The sequence below is a fragment of the Fervidicola ferrireducens genome, assembly GCF_001562425.1.
In the GTDB taxonomy this organism is placed as follows: domain Bacteria; phylum Bacillota; class Thermosediminibacteria; order Thermosediminibacterales; family Thermosediminibacteraceae; genus Fervidicola; species Fervidicola ferrireducens.
In genome coordinates, this window is record NZ_LOED01000027.1 from 1 (window position 1) to 17,023 (window position 17,023).

General features: G+C 42.4%; 17 protein-coding genes, 1 pseudogene and 1 riboswitch. Of the genes and pseudogenes, 15 read left to right on the forward strand and 3 right to left on the reverse strand.

Annotation, left to right across the window (positions count from 1 at the left end):
* The first annotated feature begins 186 nt into the window (after nt 1-186).
* Nucleotides 187-834: a fructose-6-phosphate aldolase gene (gene fsa, locus AN618_RS09440; protein WP_066354314.1), complete on the forward strand. Its 648-nt coding sequence runs from the start codon at nt 187-189 to the stop codon at nt 832-834.
* Between the two features lie 28 nt (nt 835-862).
* Here fsa and AN618_RS13145 read toward each other — a convergent pair whose 3' ends face one another.
* Complete coding sequence (locus AN618_RS13145) at nt 863-1,024, reverse strand: hypothetical protein (RefSeq protein ID WP_157081703.1); 162 nt, start codon at nt 1,022-1,024, stop codon at nt 863-865.
* Nucleotides 1,025-1,184: 160 nt separating this feature from the next.
* Between AN618_RS13145 and AN618_RS09445 the strand changes: the two genes are divergently transcribed.
* From AN618_RS09445 to AN618_RS09505, 14 genes are all read left to right on the forward strand, one after another.
* Complete coding sequence (locus AN618_RS09445) at nt 1,185-2,477, forward strand: NAD(P)H-dependent oxidoreductase (protein ID WP_066354316.1); 1,293 nt, start codon at nt 1,185-1,187, stop codon at nt 2,475-2,477.
* Nucleotides 2,478-2,558: 81 nt separating this feature from the next.
* Complete coding sequence (locus tag AN618_RS09450; protein ID WP_066354317.1) at nt 2,559-2,873, forward strand: bh protein; 315 nt, start codon at nt 2,559-2,561, stop codon at nt 2,871-2,873.
* A gap of 154 nt (nt 2,874-3,027) precedes the next feature.
* A complete protein-coding gene (locus AN618_RS09455; RefSeq protein WP_066354319.1) occupies nt 3,028-4,479 on the forward strand; it encodes an IS200/IS605 family accessory protein TnpB-related protein in 1,452 nt (483 codons plus the stop codon).
* Between the two features lie 157 nt (nt 4,480-4,636).
* A complete protein-coding gene (ptsP, locus tag AN618_RS09460; RefSeq protein ID WP_066354321.1) occupies nt 4,637-6,361 on the forward strand; it encodes a phosphoenolpyruvate--protein phosphotransferase in 1,725 nt (574 codons plus the stop codon).
* A gap of 41 nt (nt 6,362-6,402) precedes the next feature.
* A riboswitch (cobalamin riboswitch) is annotated at nt 6,403-6,579 on the forward strand.
* Between the two features lie 106 nt (nt 6,580-6,685).
* Nucleotides 6,686-7,639 (forward strand): ABC transporter substrate-binding protein, encoded by a 954-nt coding sequence (locus tag AN618_RS09465; RefSeq protein ID WP_187694916.1) that lies wholly within the window; start codon nt 6,686-6,688, stop codon nt 7,637-7,639.
* A gap of 13 nt (nt 7,640-7,652) precedes the next feature.
* Nucleotides 7,653-8,699, forward strand: a complete 1,047-nt coding sequence (locus AN618_RS09470; protein ID WP_066354323.1) for a FecCD family ABC transporter permease — start codon at nt 7,653-7,655, stop codon at nt 8,697-8,699.
* Nucleotides 8,700-8,723: 24 nt separating this feature from the next.
* Nucleotides 8,724-9,284 carry a bifunctional adenosylcobinamide kinase/adenosylcobinamide-phosphate guanylyltransferase gene (gene cobU / locus AN618_RS09475; protein ID WP_066354325.1) on the forward strand — a complete coding sequence of 187 codons (561 nt, stop codon included), beginning with the start codon at nt 8,724-8,726 and terminating at the stop codon, nt 9,282-9,284.
* A 13-nt stretch (nt 9,285-9,297) separates the two neighbouring features.
* A complete protein-coding gene (locus AN618_RS09480) occupies nt 9,298-10,206 on the forward strand; it encodes a GHMP family kinase ATP-binding protein (RefSeq protein WP_245628472.1) in 909 nt (302 codons plus the stop codon).
* A 16-nt stretch (nt 10,207-10,222) separates the two neighbouring features.
* Entirely contained in the window at nt 10,223-11,305 is a 1,083-nt protein-coding gene (cobD, locus tag AN618_RS09485; protein ID WP_066354326.1) for a threonine-phosphate decarboxylase CobD, read from the forward strand.
* 1 nt (nt 11,306) lies between these two features.
* The gene (gene cbiB / locus AN618_RS09490) at nt 11,307-12,278 is read left to right on the forward strand and encodes an adenosylcobinamide-phosphate synthase CbiB (RefSeq protein WP_066354327.1); all 972 of its coding nucleotides are present in this window, start codon (nt 11,307-11,309) and stop codon (nt 12,276-12,278) included.
* A gap of 4 nt (nt 12,279-12,282) precedes the next feature.
* Complete coding sequence (gene cobS, locus AN618_RS09495) at nt 12,283-13,017, forward strand: adenosylcobinamide-GDP ribazoletransferase (RefSeq protein WP_066354329.1); 735 nt, start codon at nt 12,283-12,285, stop codon at nt 13,015-13,017.
* Nucleotides 13,018-13,031: 14 nt separating this feature from the next.
* A complete protein-coding gene (gene cobC / locus AN618_RS09500) occupies nt 13,032-13,655 on the forward strand; it encodes an alpha-ribazole phosphatase (protein ID WP_066354331.1) in 624 nt (207 codons plus the stop codon).
* 60 nt (nt 13,656-13,715) lie between these two features.
* Complete coding sequence (locus tag AN618_RS13150; RefSeq protein ID WP_157081704.1) at nt 13,716-13,901, forward strand: hypothetical protein; 186 nt, start codon at nt 13,716-13,718, stop codon at nt 13,899-13,901.
* A gap of 191 nt (nt 13,902-14,092) precedes the next feature.
* On the forward strand, nt 14,093-15,148 hold the full coding sequence (locus AN618_RS09505) for an AI-2E family transporter (protein WP_066354332.1): 1,056 nt from the start codon (nt 14,093-14,095) through the stop codon (nt 15,146-15,148).
* 17 nt (nt 15,149-15,165) lie between these two features.
* On the opposite strand, the gene AN618_RS09510 is transcribed toward AN618_RS09505, so the two are convergent.
* Together AN618_RS09510 and AN618_RS09515 are read right to left on the reverse strand one after the other, a co-directional pair.
* Nucleotides 15,166-16,404: an FAD-dependent oxidoreductase gene (locus AN618_RS09510; RefSeq protein WP_066354334.1), complete on the reverse strand. Its 1,239-nt coding sequence runs from the start codon at nt 16,402-16,404 to the stop codon at nt 15,166-15,168.
* Between the two features lie 66 nt (nt 16,405-16,470).
* Nucleotides 16,471-17,016 (reverse strand): annotated as a pseudogene (locus AN618_RS09515) (YeeE/YedE thiosulfate transporter family protein).
* Between the last annotated feature and the right edge of the window lie 7 nt (nt 17,017-17,023).

The window sequence follows — 17,023 nt, forward strand, 5'->3', positions numbered from 1 at the left end:
GGGGTAAGGGAGCGGAAATAACCGTTCCGCGAGCGCTCCGGGTGGGAGTCCCGGGCCGAGGCCCCCTGTCGCCCTGCCCCTCGGAGGGCAAATCAAAATATCCGGAAAGGAGGCGAAAACCTGGTCTGGGGGCCGACTTGGCTGGAGATAAAAACAGTCAAGTTTTTTGAACCAGGTATTAAAAGTATGAAACTGTTCCTGGACACGGCCAACGTCAACGAAATACGCGAAGCTGCGGCATTGGGAGTTATCTCGGGCGTTACAACCAATCCAACCCTGATTGCAAAAGAGGGAAGGGATTTTAAAGAGACGATTTTGGAGATAACAAAAATCGTAGATGGGCCGATTAGCGCGGAAGTTGTCAGCCTCGATGCCCAGGGTATGGTAAAAGAAGCTATGGAAATAGCTTCGTGGCATCCAAACATAGTAATAAAAATTCCGATGACATGGGAAGGATTGAAGGCTGTAAAAGAATTGAATAAAAATGGCGTTAAAACCAATGTTACCCTTATTTTCTCACCAAGTCAGGCTCTTTTGGCAGCACAAGCCGGTGCAACTTACGTGAGTCCTTTTATCGGAAGGTTTACCGATATAAGCCAGGATGGTATAGCTCTGGTTTCGGATATTGTCGATATTTTTACGCTGCATGATATAAAGACGAAAGTTATAGCTGCAAGTATCAGGACGCCAATGGACGTGGTCAACGCTGCGAAAGCAGGAGCTGATATAGCCACCGTGCCCTATAAAGTTCTGGAGCAGATGGTAAAACACCCCTTGACCGATATAGGCATCCAGCGCTTCCTCGAGGATTGGAAAAAAGTGCCGAAGAAGTGACGCTGCATGAAAAATAAGCCCGTATTCTTTACGAATGCGGGCTTTTCTTATTTTCGGGCCCCCGTTCGGGGTCCACTACTTTTCTCATCCCCCGGATTCTGTCAAGGTCTTCTTTTCTAACAGCCAGCTCGCGCGATACTTCATCCTTTCCGATGATTTTTCCTTTTTTGTTTTTATCTTTTTTTGCCATTGAAAACCTACCTCCGCTTATTTTTTCGGCGTTAATATATTGTGCAATATAGACACGAATTATTGAAAGTTTAATGATTTTTTATAGACGATTGATGGAAGTTGGACAAAAATGTTAACATATAGAAAGAGGAAGATGATGGCGGAAGGGAGAAGACCATATGCTCAATTTGAATACCAAACTTAGGGAACTGGAGGCCAGCGGGAAAAAGATCAATGTGGGATTAATAGGCGCTGGCCAGATGGGGCGGGGACTTGTGAGCCAGATTTTTTGCATGAAAGGCATTAAAATGGCGGCTGTCTGCGATAGGGATTTAGAAGAAGCTAAAAGGGCTTACATATTGGCGGGGGTATCCGAAGACGATATATTTCCGGCAAGAACGCCTGCGGAAGTTGAAGAAGGGATAGCAAGGGGAAGGTATGTAATAACGGAAGATTTCAGTACCGTTACGCGGGCTATACCGATCGATGTCGTGGTGGATGCTACCGGAGTGCCCGAGGTTGGCGCGCAAATTGCATTAGAATCGATTTATAATGGCAAAGATATAGTGATGTTAAATGTTGAAACGGATGTAACGGTAGGCCCAATTTTAAAAAAGATGGCAGATAGTGCGGGGGTGGTATATACTGTATCTGCCGGGGATGAACCGGGCGCTATAAAAGAATTATATGATTTTGCAGATGCCCTGGGATTTGAGGTATTGGTGTTGGGCAAGGGCAAAAATAACCCCCTTGATTTGGAAGCTAACCCCGATTCGGTTATGGAAGAAGCTATCAAGAAGAACATGAGCCCCAAAATGCTGGCGTCTTTCAAAGACGGAACTAAAACTATGGTGGAACTAACCGCTGTTTCCAATGCAACCGGTTTTATGCCCACCAGGAGGGGGTTAATAGGACCCAGTGCGGGCGTTAAAGAATTGACAAAAATATTCAGATTAAAAGAGGAGGGAGGAATTTTAGACAGGTATCAGGTGGTGGAATACGTCAACGGTGTTGCACCGGGAGTTTTCGCAATTGTTACGACTCATTTAGAAACTATTAAAGAAGAATTGGCTTATCTTTCCATGGGTGAAGGCCCCAACTATGTACTTTATCGTCCTTACCACCTGACAAGCATTGAAACGCCCCTTTCGATCGCCAGGGCGTACATTTACAGGGAGCCTACAATAGTACCTAAGGGTGCTCCGGTATCCGAGACCATAGCAGTGGCAAAGAAAGATTTAAAAGCTGGAGAGCACCTTGATGGCATAGGCGGTTTTACGGTTTATGGTATAATTGATACTTACGAAAATGCTAAAAAGGAGAATGCATTACCGATAGGACTAGTAAATGAGAATGTGGTTATGACGCGAGATGTGAAAAAAGGGCAGATAATAACTTATGATTCTGTAAAGCTAGATGAAAGTTCACTCATTTTACAACTACGGAGGATGCAAGAAAAGTTGATAGGCTGAGGGAATCGGCTTGATATTTTTTAATTTTCGAGGTATAGTAAAAAAAAGTCCATTTTTTTGATTAAAGAAAGGTGTTGCCTTATGAACTCCAAAATGAAGGCCGAACTTTTTTGCCTTCATTGCAATAAGGATACGCCACACGTGGTGACCTATGTCGGGAAAATCTTGAAAAGCATAAAATGCGAGGAGTGTGGGAGCGAAATTGAGATAAATAGGGAAAAGCTCTTAGAAAATTATGCAGCTGAATTCATCGAAAGGATCATAACAAAACCTTATCGAATGACTAAAGAGTTAGAAAAGGACATAACGAAATTTCTACTTTCTCTGCCGATTAGGATTATTACCAAACCTTACAGAATTGTAAAAGAAGTGGAAGATATATTAAAAAAGGATTAACGGAGGGTTACAACAATTGAAGATAGTAATGCAAAAGATTATAATTTCGATTAGGTGACGATTGATGTTATTAAATGTGCAAAAATAGAAGATATATACGACATTAGCAAGAGACTTTGTAGCGGTAGTAACCGACAATGAGGGGCGAAAAGGCATGTTAACAATTCAGGCAAAGTTGATTTTCCAAAGCACCGAAGATAAGCGGGAAGTATTAGACATTATGAGAAGATGGTCATCCTGCGCAAGATTCGCATATAACAGGCTTTTAGAAGGTAAAAGCAGAAATGAACTCAAAAGAGAACTTCAATGGATTTTCAATTTAAATTCGAGGTATGTAGATGATGCGATAATGAAGGCAAAAAGCGTTCTCGAATCCTGTAAAGAAAGAGGAGAAAATCCAAGCAAAGTGATTTTCGGTGGCAGGAGTTTGTTTGAAAATTTAAAGAAACGGCACATAAATGGAAAAGCATATAAGAAGCTGCAACAAGAGTGGCAAGAAAGAAGGAAAGGCAATCTCTACTCTAGAGGAGACAAGAGCAAGAAAGGAAATCTGAATACGAGAATCGATATAGATGAAAATGGTGCAGTACTTAGAATCAACGTAGGTGAAAGAAAGTATGCATATGCAAGGATACAAGCGGGATGGAAAAAAGGAAAGAGCCGAGAGGAATTGCTTGAGGCAATCAGCACTTGTGGAGAAGCCTATTCCGTCGAGCTAAAGCTCAAAAACGGGAAGGTATATGCTTACTTTACGATTGAAGAAAACTTTCCAGAAGTTGTGGTAACAAAAGAAAATGGGGTTATAGGCATAGACGTCAACGCATATCCGAATCACATAGCATGGGTTGAAGCTGATGGTAATGGACAGCTTGTAAGTTACGGGAAGATACCGATGCCTGAACTTACAAGCGGCAGTTCAGATAAAAGAGAATATTACAGATGGCAGTATGTCCATGAGGTAGTGGGGCTAGCGGAAGAAAAGGGAAAAGCGCTAGCAATCGAGAGATTGGATATAAGAGACAAAGGAAAAAGAGGGGACTTTTCAGGAAGGAAATCGAGGCGGATAAGGCATGGTTTTAGCTACAAGTCGCTTCTGGATAAAGTTAAGATTTTAGCACAGCGTAAGGGTATACAAGTCATAGAGGTCAATCCTGCCTACACATCAGTGATAGGGATGCTGAAGTATGCACCGCAGTATATGATAAGCAAGGACGTGGCAGCAGCGTATGTCATAGCAAGAAGGGGGCTTGGATTAAAAGAGCAAATTCCCGAAGGGTATATGGCAATTCTAAAAGAATTAGATGCCGACGAACTGGAAGAATTAAAAGAGCACGTAAAGAGGACGGTTAAGAACAAACAACTAAAGAAAAGGCAACTAAAAGAAATAGACGAAGCGATAAAACTGATAAAAAGCCTTGGGAGTGAGCCGGGGGAGGCACTAATACCTCTGGATGGAACAAGTGTTAATGCCTGTAGCGAAAGCTATAAACTCTGGCGAGTTCTCAAGGTAGCGGTGGTAACGCCACTCTCCCCTGGGAAAGTTTTAAGAGACATCTCTGTCCTGAAGGGAGTATTACATTCAGGGCAAGTGGGGAGACCTGGATAAGGGCGCGAGTTCCTGCTTCTTGGGGCAGGGGCTATGGGAGTGCTTAAATACCGCCTGCTGGGAATGAGCACTCTCTGAAAGGGCGGACTATAAATAGCCCAGCCGTCTAAACTGTATTTTTATACAGTTTTATACAGTTTAGATGACCAGGGATATGATGTATCAGGGTATTGCGGCTTCGCCGGGCATCGAAATAGGAAAAGCTTTTGTGCTAAAAGAAGTCGAAATTAAGATAGAGACGGCTAATATTGCTGAAGAGAAAATTGTCGGTGAAATAAAACGTTTGGAAGAAGGTATTGCAAAGTCCAGGGAGCAGCTGATAAAAATTAGAGAGAAGGCCGAGCGTGAGCTTGGAAAAGACAAGGCTCAGATTTTCGACGCCCACATCATGGTTTTAGATGACCCTATGTTTATGGATGAGATAAGGGAAAAAATAAAAAGTGAGCGAATAACTGCGGAAAACGCCATAAGTCAGGTGGCGAAAAAATACGTTGATATGTTCAATAGTATGGAAGACGAGTACCTCAAGGAAAGGGCAGCCGATATAAAAGATGTAAGTGAAAGACTAATAAAGAATGTGCTTGGTATCCCGATTCAATCCCTGGCAGATTTGGCCGAAGAAGTCATCGTCATTGCAAGGGATTTGACTCCTTCGGATACCGCGCAGATGGATAAGGAAAAAGTAAAGGCCTTTGCCACCGATATGGGAGGCAGGACCTCTCACACGGCAATAATGGCCCGGTCCTTGGAAATCCCGGCGGTAGTGGGATTGGGCAGCATTTCTAATGAAGTCTCAGAAGGAGATACCGTCATAGTCGATGGAAATAAGGGTATAGTCTTAGTGAATCCAAGTGAGGATACTTTGCGACAATACAACGAATTAAAACTCGAGTATCAAAGGTATAAGGAAGAATTGAAAAAATTGAAAGATCTTCCCGCTGAAACAAAAGACGGCAAAAGGCGTGTAGAATTGGCAGCCAATATCGGGACGCCAAAAGATGTGAAAGGGGCGCTTGAGCACGGCGCCGAAGGTATAGGTCTTTACCGGACTGAATTTCTTTACATGGACAGGGAAACCCTCCCCGACGAAGAGGAACAATTTCAAGCTTACAAACAAGTAGCAGAAGCTATGAATCCAAGGCCTGTAATAATTAGGACTCTTGACATCGGTGGGGATAAAAAGCTGCCTTTTCTCGAAATGCCCGAAGAGCTAAATCCGTTCCTGGGCTGGCGGGCGATTAGAATGTGCCTTGACAATCCAGAACTTTTTAAGGTTCAATTGCGGGCTATTCTGAGGGCCAGCCACTACGGAAATATTAAGATAATGTATCCGATGATTTCCAGCTTATCCGAATTAAGAAGAGCAAACACGATTTTGGAAGAAGCAAAAGACGAACTAAGGCGGGAAGGTATACCTTTTGACGAAAACTTGGAAGTAGGTATAATGGTGGAAATTCCATCGGCTGCGATAACTGCCGACATCCTCGCAAAGGAAGTTGATTTCTTCAGTATTGGCACCAATGACCTCATCCAGTATACACTGGCGGTAGACAGGATGAACGAGAAAATCGCAAACCTGTATGAGCCCTTCCATCCAGCGGTGTTGAGGTTGATAAAGAACGTAATCGACGCCTCCCACAGGGCGGGGAAATGGACGGGCATGTGCGGGGAAATGGCGGGCGATCCGCTTGCTGCCCCAATACTTCTGGGGATGGGTCTTGACGAATTTTCTATGAGTGCCACTTCCATTTCGCAGGTCAAAAAGGTTATTAGATCTTTAACCTTCGAGCAAGCCAAGCAAATCGCGGATAAAGCTTTGGAAATGGAAAGCCCCGCTGAAATAAAGGAAATGTTAAATAAAGTTTTAGAGGAAATTAAATAACTTGGAGAGTATCTGTTTTTGAAGTATAATAATTTAAGGAAAATGAATAACTGCCAACAGGTACCCTTAGGGTTTAAAAGGGAATCAGGTGAAAGTCCTGAGCGGTCCCGCCACTGTAACCGGGGATGAACTGCTAGGCCACTGGGATGAAAAGTCCTGGGAAGGCGCAGGGAAGATGAACCGGAAGCCAGGAGACCTGCCTGTTGGTTTTCTAGTACGAAGCCTTCGGAGGAAAGGGGGAGTACTGCGTTTTAGAAGAATTTTTCCCGGCTCTGAAAGGCCGGGATTATTTTTTAAGTAAATCAAAATACGGGGGGTAAGATTGTGAAAAGGAAATTCTCCCTTTACAAAATGCTCGTTGTTATCCTAACAATAGCAATTGCTATAACTTTGGCATCCTGCAAGTCGAATTCCAAAACCGATACCAACGAGAGCTCCAGCAATACATATCCATTGACGGTAAAGGATCAGATGGGCAGAGAGGTAGTAATCGAGAAAGAACCCGAGCGCATAATATCTCTTGCTCCCAGCAATACCGAGATCCTATTTGCCCTGGGACTCGGCGATAAAGTTGTAGGCGTCACCGATTATTGCGATTACCCTGAGGAGGCAAAACAAAAGGAAAAGATAGGCGGGTTTGCAGATCCCAATATAGAAAAAGTTTTATCGTTAAAACCGGATTTAGTTTTGGCAACGAGCATGCACGAGCAACCGGTGAGAAAGCTGGAAGAGTTGCAAATCCCTGTCTTGGTGTTAAATCCGAAAAATATAGATGAGGTCTTTGACGCACTGTTGTTAGTTGGAAAAGTTACAAATAGAGAAGAGCAGGCTGAAGAGCTTGTGGCTAGTCTGAAATCCAGGGTTAAAGTCATCGAAGAAAAAGTTTCTTCAATACCGGAGGACAAAAGGCCGAAAGTGTTTTACGAACTATGGCCGTCACCTATCACTTCCGCAGGACCTGGTACCTTCGTCCATGACCTCATCGAAAAGGCGGGAGGTATCAACGTCGCATCCGACGCGGCAAAGCCGTATCCCGAATACAGTCAGGAGATGATCATAGAAAAAAATCCGGACATAATAATTTTCTCCCATCACGGGAGCAGCAATCAGACGAAGGAAGATATAATCAAACGTCCGGGCTGGGAAAATATAAAAGCTATAAAGGAAGGCAAAGTATATTACGTCGATGAAAATATAATACAAAGGCCCACTCCCAGATTGGTGGATGGGCTTGAACAGTTCGCAAAAATAATTCACCCGGAAATTTTTAAGGATTAACGAGGGTTATCGGATGGACGCAAAAAAAAGGGTTGTGAAAATATACCTACTTTTGCTGGCTCTAACGTTAGTCGGAAGTTTCTTTTCGCTGGGGGTAGGGGCAGTCAGTGTCCCACCCTCAGAGATTTTAAAAATTATACTTAGCAGAATTCCGGTTTTGCAAAATAAATTGGCTCCTATGTGGTCACAATCCCATGAAGTTATAATTTTAAAATTGAGGCTTCCTAGGATAATTTTGACCTTCCTTGTTGGAGCTGAACTTTCGGCAGCGGGAGTAATCTATCAGGGAATTTTCCGCAATCCCCTTGCCGATCCTTACATTATCGGCGCATCATCCGGTGCGTCTCTGGGAGCGGCCCTGGCTATTTTGTTATTTTCTGGAGTAAGTATTATGGGATTGGGGCCCATACCCCTGTTTGCCTTTTTGGGCTCTCTCATGACTGTAATAATTGTTTACATGGTTGCGGGTATTGCCGGCAGGACAAATTCCAACACTCTCTTGCTGTCGGGGATAGCGGTAAGCAGCTTCATATCGGCTCTGGTGTCATTTTTAATGTATTTTAGCGACCAAAAGCTGCATCAAATCTATTTTTGGCTTTTGGGAAGCTTTTCATCGCAGGGGTGGAAAGAAGTATACATGAACCTACCTTACGGAGCCATAGGCTTTTTGGTCGGAATATGCAACCTTCGGGCATTGAATATTTTTCAATTGGGCGAGAATACGGCTTTTTTTACCGGGGTAGATATAGAATTACTGAAAAAAATAAGTCTAGCTGCGGCATCGCTTTTGACTGCTTCTGCAGTTTCGGTGAGCGGAGTAATAGGTTTCGTGGGGCTTATAATACCCCATGTAATGAGGATGGTGGTTGGCCCTGACCACAGGAAACTGTATCCCATGTCGGCTTTAGCAGGAGGACTTTATCTTATGCTGGCCGATACGGTGTCGAGAATCGTCATAGCCCCTACAGAGTTGCCGGTAGGTATACTTACGGCGCTTTTCGGTGGCCCGTTTTTCCTGTATCTTTTGCTGAGAAAGAGCAAAAAAGACTTCAGACTTTGAAACTGAATCGGGAGATGAAATACAGTGGAGATAATTTTTGTCACGGGTGGAGCCCGCAGCGGGAAAAGTCGCTTTGCAGAGAAAAAAGCAGGAGAGATGGGGGAAAAAGTAATATACATAGCAACAGCCCAGGCCTTAGATGAGGAGATGAACCATCGCATTTCGATTCACAGAAAAAGGAGACCTTCAACATGGAAAACTTTCGAGGAACATAAATTTTTATCGAAGGTCTTAAAACATATAAAAGAAGATGGAAATAATTACGATGAATACGATGCTATCCTTATCGATTGCATGGCCTTGCTAACATCCAATTGGGTTTGTTCTGTTGATGTGGAAGATGAAACGGAGAGGGAATATTTAAGAAAAGCATACATTGACGAAGTCGAAAATATGTTAAAATTAGCAAAAAGTTTAAAACAAAAGGTTATCATAGTCTCGAACGAGGTGGGGTTGGGGTTGGTGCCGGAATATCCTCTAGGGAGGTTTTATAGAGACCTGCTCGGAGAAGTAAATCAGATAATAGCTGCAACCTCCGATGAGGTGTATTTTATGGTTTCAGGCATACCCATAAAGATTAAGTAAAGGCGGTTCAGGAGTGAGAAATTTGATTGGGGAAGCTCGGTGTCCTGCAAGCTGCGGTGAGATAGTACAGGGGATGATAAATGGAAAAAACTTTCTTATAACCTGTCCCGTTGCCCTTTATTCGACGGTGCAAATTAAGTTGATCGAAAGGCAAGAAGGCGAGTTTGCCGCAAATCAAAAAAACGTGTCGGTAGAACAAAGAAAAACTTGGTATGCCGTAAGGAAGCTCCTGGATTTTTGGGGGTTTTATGAAACAGATTTTAGCCTGCGCATCATATCTCAAATACCTGTTGGAAAGGGTCTTTCTTCAAGTACTGCCGATATTGTGGCAGCTTGTTTTGCCGCTGCCAAAGCTATAAACAAGAATATATCGCCGGACCTTGTGGCAGATATAGCTTTGTCTATAGAACCGAGCGATGGCGTGATGTACAAGGGATGCGTGATTTTCGACCACCTTCGGGGGACATGGAGAGAAAGTCTTGGGCAGCTCCCCCCGATGAACGTTTATATAATTGTTCCTGAGGAGGAAGTAGATACGATAACGTTTAACAGCAGAAAAGACCTCGAGCAGTTAAATAGAAAAAAGGAACCGGCAGTAGAGGAAGCCCTATATCTGGTCAGACAGGCTTTCGCGAAAAAGGATTTTAGACTGCTTGGAGAGGCCATGGTTAAAAGCGCTGTAGCCCACCAGGAGATATTGCATAAGCCCTTTTTGGAAGATGCGATAGCTCTGAGCAAAAAGTGCGGCGCTTTTGGGGTCAACATCGCTCACAGCGGCTCGGCGGTCGGTATATTCTTCGAAAGAAACTTCACCCCGGACAAAAACTTCTTCGAAGGGTTGAGAACCATAATGAAACATTACGGAAAAGAATACAGGATAATCAGGACGGAAATAGAAAATAGAGGTCCGCTAGTCTTGTAAGCAGGCGGTGATATTTATGGAAACAAGATTTCACGGCGGTAATATCTACGAGGCTATTAGGGAAATCGGGATTAGTCATAAAGACCTGTTGGATTTTAGCGCGAACATAAATCCCCTTGGATTTCCCGATTCGGTGAGAGAAATTATAAAGAAAAATATCGACAGCATAATTTATTACCCCGACCCAAAGCAGCGGGAGCTCAGAAAAGCGGCTGCCTCTTACTACGGTGTGGGCGAAGAAAACGTACTTCCGGGGAACGGGTCCGTGGAACTCATTAATCTCGTTCTTGAAACCTTAAGGCCTTCAAAGGTCATAATACCTTCACCTACATTTACCGAATATGCTCTGGCAGCAAAAAATAGAGGAATCGAGCTGGACCTTTTGGACATGACGAAAAATGAATTCGTGTGGGACAACGCTTTTGTGGAATCGGTAATAAAAAAAATATCCTCCGGGGCATTGGTGATAATCTGTAATCCCAATAATCCTACGGGGAACCTTGTAAAAAAAGAAATCATCAAAACACTTATGGAGGAAACGAAAAGAAAAGGTGCTTTTCTGCTTCTGGATGAGGCTTTCATAGATTTCATAGGTGAACACGAGAGTTTGAGCAAAGATGTCATTAAAAATCCCAATTTTATAGTATTACGTTCATTGACGAAATTTTTTGCTTTACCCGGCTTGCGAATAGGATTTGCAATTGCAGGCGAGGAATTAATCGATAAGATTGAAAAACTCAAAGATCCATGGAATGTAAATACGTTTGCAGCTGCCGTTGGGAAAGAAGTTCTCAAGGATGAGGACTATATAAAAAAGACCAGGGAGTACATTTTTAGGGAAAAGGATTTTTTATGGCGGAATTTAAAAGAATTCAATTTCTTTAAGCCATTCAAACCAGCGGCAAATTTTATTCTGGTTAAAATAACAGGGAATTTTAAAGCGAGTTTTCTTGCGCGGGAACTTCTCAAGAAGGGAATATTGATAAGGACGTGCAGCGATTTTGCTTTCTTGGACGATACATATTTTAGGGTGGCGGTTAAAGATAGAAGGGCAAACGAAATTTTAATCCGGGCGTTGAGCGAGAAGGTGGATAAATAGAATGATAGAATCTACTCAGGCGATAGTAATTTTTTTAGCCTTCGTTTTGGACCTGCTGCTGGGTGACCCTGTTCGCCCCACTCATCCTGTAGTTCTCATTGGGAAACTAATAACTTTTTTGGAAAGGATTCTTTACGGCATTTTTAAGACCCCTATAGGGCTTAAAGTGGCGGGAATTATTCTATGGATTTTAACTGTTCCCACGGTGTATTTCATGACCTCAGCAATAATAGGAGCATGTTATGAAATTAATTATTGGTTGGGATTTACATTGTCGGTATGGCTGGTATATACATCAATTGCCACAAAAAATTTAGCTGAAGAAGCTCTTGCAATACTGGCAGAGTTAAAAGCAGGCAACATGAAAAATGCAAGGGTTCGGCTCGGAGGTATTGTAGGCAGGGACACCGATAAGCTTCCTTTGGAAGAGATATGCAGGGCGACGGTTGAGACGGTAGCAGAGAATACCGTCGACGGAATTATATCACCTCTGTTTTACGCATTTATTGGTGGAGCGCCCCTTGCCCTGGCTTTTAAAGCCGCGAGCACTCTAGATTCGATGGTAGGCTACAGAAACGAAAAATACATAAACTTCGGATGGTTTTCGGCAAAAATGGATGATATTTTGAATTACGTTCCGGCACGGTTGGGTGGTATTTTAATTGTAGCGGCATCTTTTTTTCTGAAGCTCGACGGCAAAAACGCTTTAAGGACTATGCTGAAAGATGCTGGAAAGCATAAAAGTCCCAATGCGGGGATTCCTGAGGCGGCCGTTGCCGGAGCTCTCGGCATTCGCCTCGGGGGATGGAATTCTTATTCGGGCCAACTAAATTTTTGCCCTTATATGGGTGAAAAAAAGAGGGATATAGACCCGGAGGACATAAAACTTTCGGTAAAACTTAGCATATATACTGCAATACTGGGACTAATTGCGGGTGAATTTATCTTGATTTTAATAATAGCGAGGGTGTGAAATAATGGGCTTTTACATTGCTCTTTTGTTTTTGACGAGGATTCCGTTGCCTCATTTAAAATTTGAAGAGAAAGACATAATCCGTTCTTTACCCTACTTTCCGGTAGTAGGAGCCGTTATCGGGATTGTTTTGGCTTTGGTTGATACTATTTTGCAAAATTACCTTCCGGCTCCGGCACTGGCGTGCTTGATAGTGGTTGTTGAAGCGGTGATTACGGGTGGTTTACATATAGACGGTTTTGCGGATACGATGGATGGACTTTTTTGCGGGAAAGAAAAAAACGGAAAGCTCGAAGTGATGAAGGACAGTCGGCTGGGTGCTTTCGGAGTAATGGGGGTTGTTGCCCTTTTTTTATTAAAGTATTCCGCTTTGGTTTCTGTGCCCCTTTGGTTCAGGCCGAAACTGCTTTTTATATTTCCGGTGATTTCGCGATGGGTTATGACCTGGTCTGTCGTCCTTTTCCCTTACATCAGGGAAAAAGGACTTGGTAAAGTGTTCAATCAGAACAAATCTCCTTTTCAGCTTGTTTTCTCCACAATTTTTTGTTTAATATTGGCTTTTGCAGCAGGGGAATTTAACGGGATAATTTTGGCTATTCTAAGTTTTATATCCGGCCTTTTGTTTTCGGTATACATATCAAAGAAAATTGGAGGCATGACGGGAGATACCTATGGTGCGGTCAATGAATTCTCCGAAATTGCAGCCCTTTATATCTTTTTCATCTTAGGGAAACTTTGAAAGGGGAAAGAGCCTTGGCGAGGATATTTTTAGTCAGACATGGTGAAACGCTATGGAATAGAAATTTTTTATATCAAGGTCAAAAGGATATCCCTCTTAGCGAAAAAGGGAGGAAACAGGCCAAAAAACTTGCAAAAGCCCTGGAGCGAGAAAAATTTAGTGCCGTTTATTCTAGCGACCTTAAAAGGGCCTATGAGACGGCACTTGCGATTGCAAGTCCACGCGGCCTTGACGTAATTTGTATAAAGGAACTGAGGGAGCTCAATTTCGGTAAATGGGAAGGACATTCGTATGAAGAATTACAAAAAAAATACCCTGTAGAGTTTCCTATGTGGTTAAATGACCCGGGTGAAATAAGACCGCCGGAGGGCGAAAATTTGAGAGAATTAACCCAAAGGGTAGTGGGATTCTTGAGGAAAACTGCCAAAGAACACAAAAACGAGGACATTTTGGTTGTTACTCATGCCGGTCCGATAAGGGCAGTTTTGATGAGCATTTTGGACTTGGATATCAAACATTTTTGGAAATTCAAAATAAGCAATGCTTCGATTACCGTAGTAAACTTGGACGACAGCGGTGATGTATGTAGCGATGGTTCTTTCATAATTAAGGTTAACGAAACGGCTCATTTGGAATAAAAAAGGTGTATTTTTTGCAAGTTTTGGAGAAAATATAAAAGGTATTACAATTTTAAGAAGGTGGAAGAATTGAATTGCCCTCTGTGCGGTGGAAATTCTACCGGTAAGGTTGGTAACAATCAGTATTATTGCTGGGATTGTTACGTAGAGTTTTCCGTAAACCACAATAAAGTGACGATTTATGAACTGGCGGATGATGGAACTCTATTACCTTACGGGGAAAACGAAGCAGTGAAAGGGAGGTAGTGCTTTTATAATGAGACCTGGGTTTTTTGGGGGGCTTTTTGCAGGTTTTTTGGCAGGCACCTTGATAACGGTCATCTTAGGACCTTCATCGGCGTTGCGAGCCGGGAAAAAACTTTATAGGATTTCACGAGGATTAAAAAAGAAAGGCACATTGTTAATAAAGCGAGTTGGTGAAAAAGAGTGATGACTAAATGCATGTAAAATATAGTATTGACCGGAATTTTTTATGCCGGCTTTTTTTATTTATTGCGTTAAGCTTGTTGGCTGTCCTTATATATAAAGTAAGGGGAAAAATCTACAATGTATTGCTTCCGTGTAGTATTGGAGTGCTTACTGCTTACATCCTCAACCCTATAGTGGTCTATTTGACAAATAAAGGTTTTAAAAGAAAAGTGGCAGTTGCATTGATATATTTCATTCTAATTTGTTCAGTAGCGGTTGCGATGTTTTGCGTAATTCCAGTAATAATATCGGAGTTAAATAAATTGATAGAGAGCATCCCCTTTTATGCTAAACAAGTACAAAGCTTTTTCAACACTTTTAAAAAAGGATACAGGGATAATCTGCCGATTGGAATGCAGGAGGTTATAGATAGGAATATAATTCAACTGGAAAACAGGTTAATGAGTGTTTTGCAGAATTTAACCAATAGATTGCCGGGGCTTTTTTCAGGTTTATTCAGCTTTATACTTGGTCCGATAATCGGATTTTACCTTCTGAAAGATTTGGACGAGCTTAAAAAAAGTATGGCAATGTACGTTCCGTCCGCCTATCGTGATGGTCTTTTCCGTTGGATGAGGAAAATAGACTCCGCTTTAGGGCGCTATATAAGGGGACAGCTTACCGTAAGTTTTATTGTTGGGATATTGACCAGCGCTGCGCTTTATTTATTGGGGATAGATTATGCGCTTTTAATAGGAATTCTTTCGGCAATAACCAATATCATCCCCTATTTCGGGCCGATTATCGGGGCAATGCCGGCTATAGCTATAGCCCTCCTTAAATATCCAGGCAAGATATTTTGGATAGTGATTGTTTTTGCCTTGATCCAGCAACTAGAAAGCGGAATAATATCTCCACATATAATGGGGGAAAATCTGGGTTTGCATCCGGTAACAGTTATTTTTTCGTTATTGGTTGGCGGAACTTTTTTCGGATTGTGGGGATTAATTTTGGCGGTTCCCGCTGCAGCTTTGTTAAAGTCGATAATTATAGCATTTTTGGAAAAGCTTGAGAAAGAAAAATAGCCCGGACAACCGGGCTTTTAACTTGGTATTAATGTTCTTACTTTTTCTTCTAAGGAATTTTTTGTAATTTCCACAAGAGGGATTATTTCTTTTATTTCCCCATCAAATAAAAGAACTAAACAAGGTTCACCTTTTATACCCAACCTTTGCGCAAGTCCCTTCCCTTTATAAACGTCGATCTTGTTTAATTTTATTTCGGGATGATGGTTGCCGTACTCTTCAATTATGGTCATTTTGTCCCGTGACAAAGCATCGGTAGGATCGTAACAAAAAACTAGCTGAGGTCCTTTTACCCCTTTAAATTCCTTTTCAAAAGTTTCAGTTTCTGCGATGTATTTTTCGGCCATAAAGCCTGCAATAGCCCCGTCTCCGACAGAAGTTGCAACTTGCCTTAAAATTTTTTCTCTGACATCTCCGCACGCGAATACTCCGGGAATGTTAGTTTCCATCTTCTCATTTGTTATTATATATCCTCTTTCGGTCATGTCGAGTATACCTTTAAAGATATCTGTATTTGGTACATACCCGATAAACAAGAAGCAACCATCCACCTTTACGGGAATTTTTTCGTTAGTCTTTACGTTCCGTAAAATTACAGTTTCCAATTTGTCGTCTCCCACAAACTCATCTACCATTGTGTTCCAAATAAAATGTAATTTTTCGTTTTTTAAAGCGGCTTCCTGAGCCACTTTATTTGCATCCATTATTCCAACATCGTGAATTACGGAAATATATATTTTATTTGCAAACCTGCTCAAAAATATAGATTCCTCAATGGCAGCATCTCCGCTACCCACAACCAGTACGTCTTTGCCGGTGTAGTAAGCAGCATCGCAAGTGGCACAGAAAGAAATGCCTTTGCCGAAAAGAAATTTCTCTTCGTTTTTTGCACCAGTAAGTCGGGGCTTTCCGCCGGTTGCGATGATAACTACCTTTGCATGATAATCAGTTCTGAATGTTTTTACGACTTTCGTCTCACTTTCTAACTCTACACCCGTTACATCCGCGTACTTTATCTTCACGCCGAATTTTTTAACTTGTCTTTCGAAAAGCTTCATTAAGTCGTTGCCGGTGCTTCCTTCAGGGAATCCAGGATAGTTTTCTATTTCATTTGTATAGGTGGCAAGGCCTCCAAGTAAGTTTTTTTCCAATAAAATTGTTTTTAATCTTGCTCTTCCACAGTAAATAGCAGCTGTCATGCCGGCGGGTCCACCGCCGATGACTACAACGTCATAATATTCAATATTTTTCGGCATTGCAGCTCCTCCTTGTGAGAAATTTTTTCTGCTCATGAGCTCGGCGGGGGTAACCCCCGCCGAAAATCAAGTAAGGAAATACTTGACGAGAAGTTTTGAGCCCAGATAGGCGCCGATGAACATGGCTAGGAAGAAAATCCAACCGTGAAGCGACATCGAAGCCGTGCCGCTAAAAAGTGCCCCAATGTTTCAACCGTAGGAGAGCCTTGCGCCATAACCCATCATGAGCCCGCCTAAAATTGCGGCTATAACCTGCTTGTAACTTTTAATCTTTTTAACTCTGAACTGGGAAGCGAGTAAAACAGCGAGTAAAGCTCCGACAATAATACCCAGATTTTGAATAGAGCCACCGTCCTGCAAAAATCCTCCCGATAGGGCTTTTGCGTTTGCTTCGCTTTGATAAAAGGCCCACTTTTCAGGGGAAGCGCCGAGAGCCTTTGCCAGCCATGCCCCCCAGTGAGCAATGGAAGTGGTTACACCCCAGCCGTGATTCGTCAATATGAATATAACTATATTCAATAATCCAAGAAATATTGCACCCAGCCAGTAGGGGAAAGGGTCCTTTAATAAGGCTCTCTTCAACTTTTCGGATTCTTCCTTAAATTTACTCACAACGACC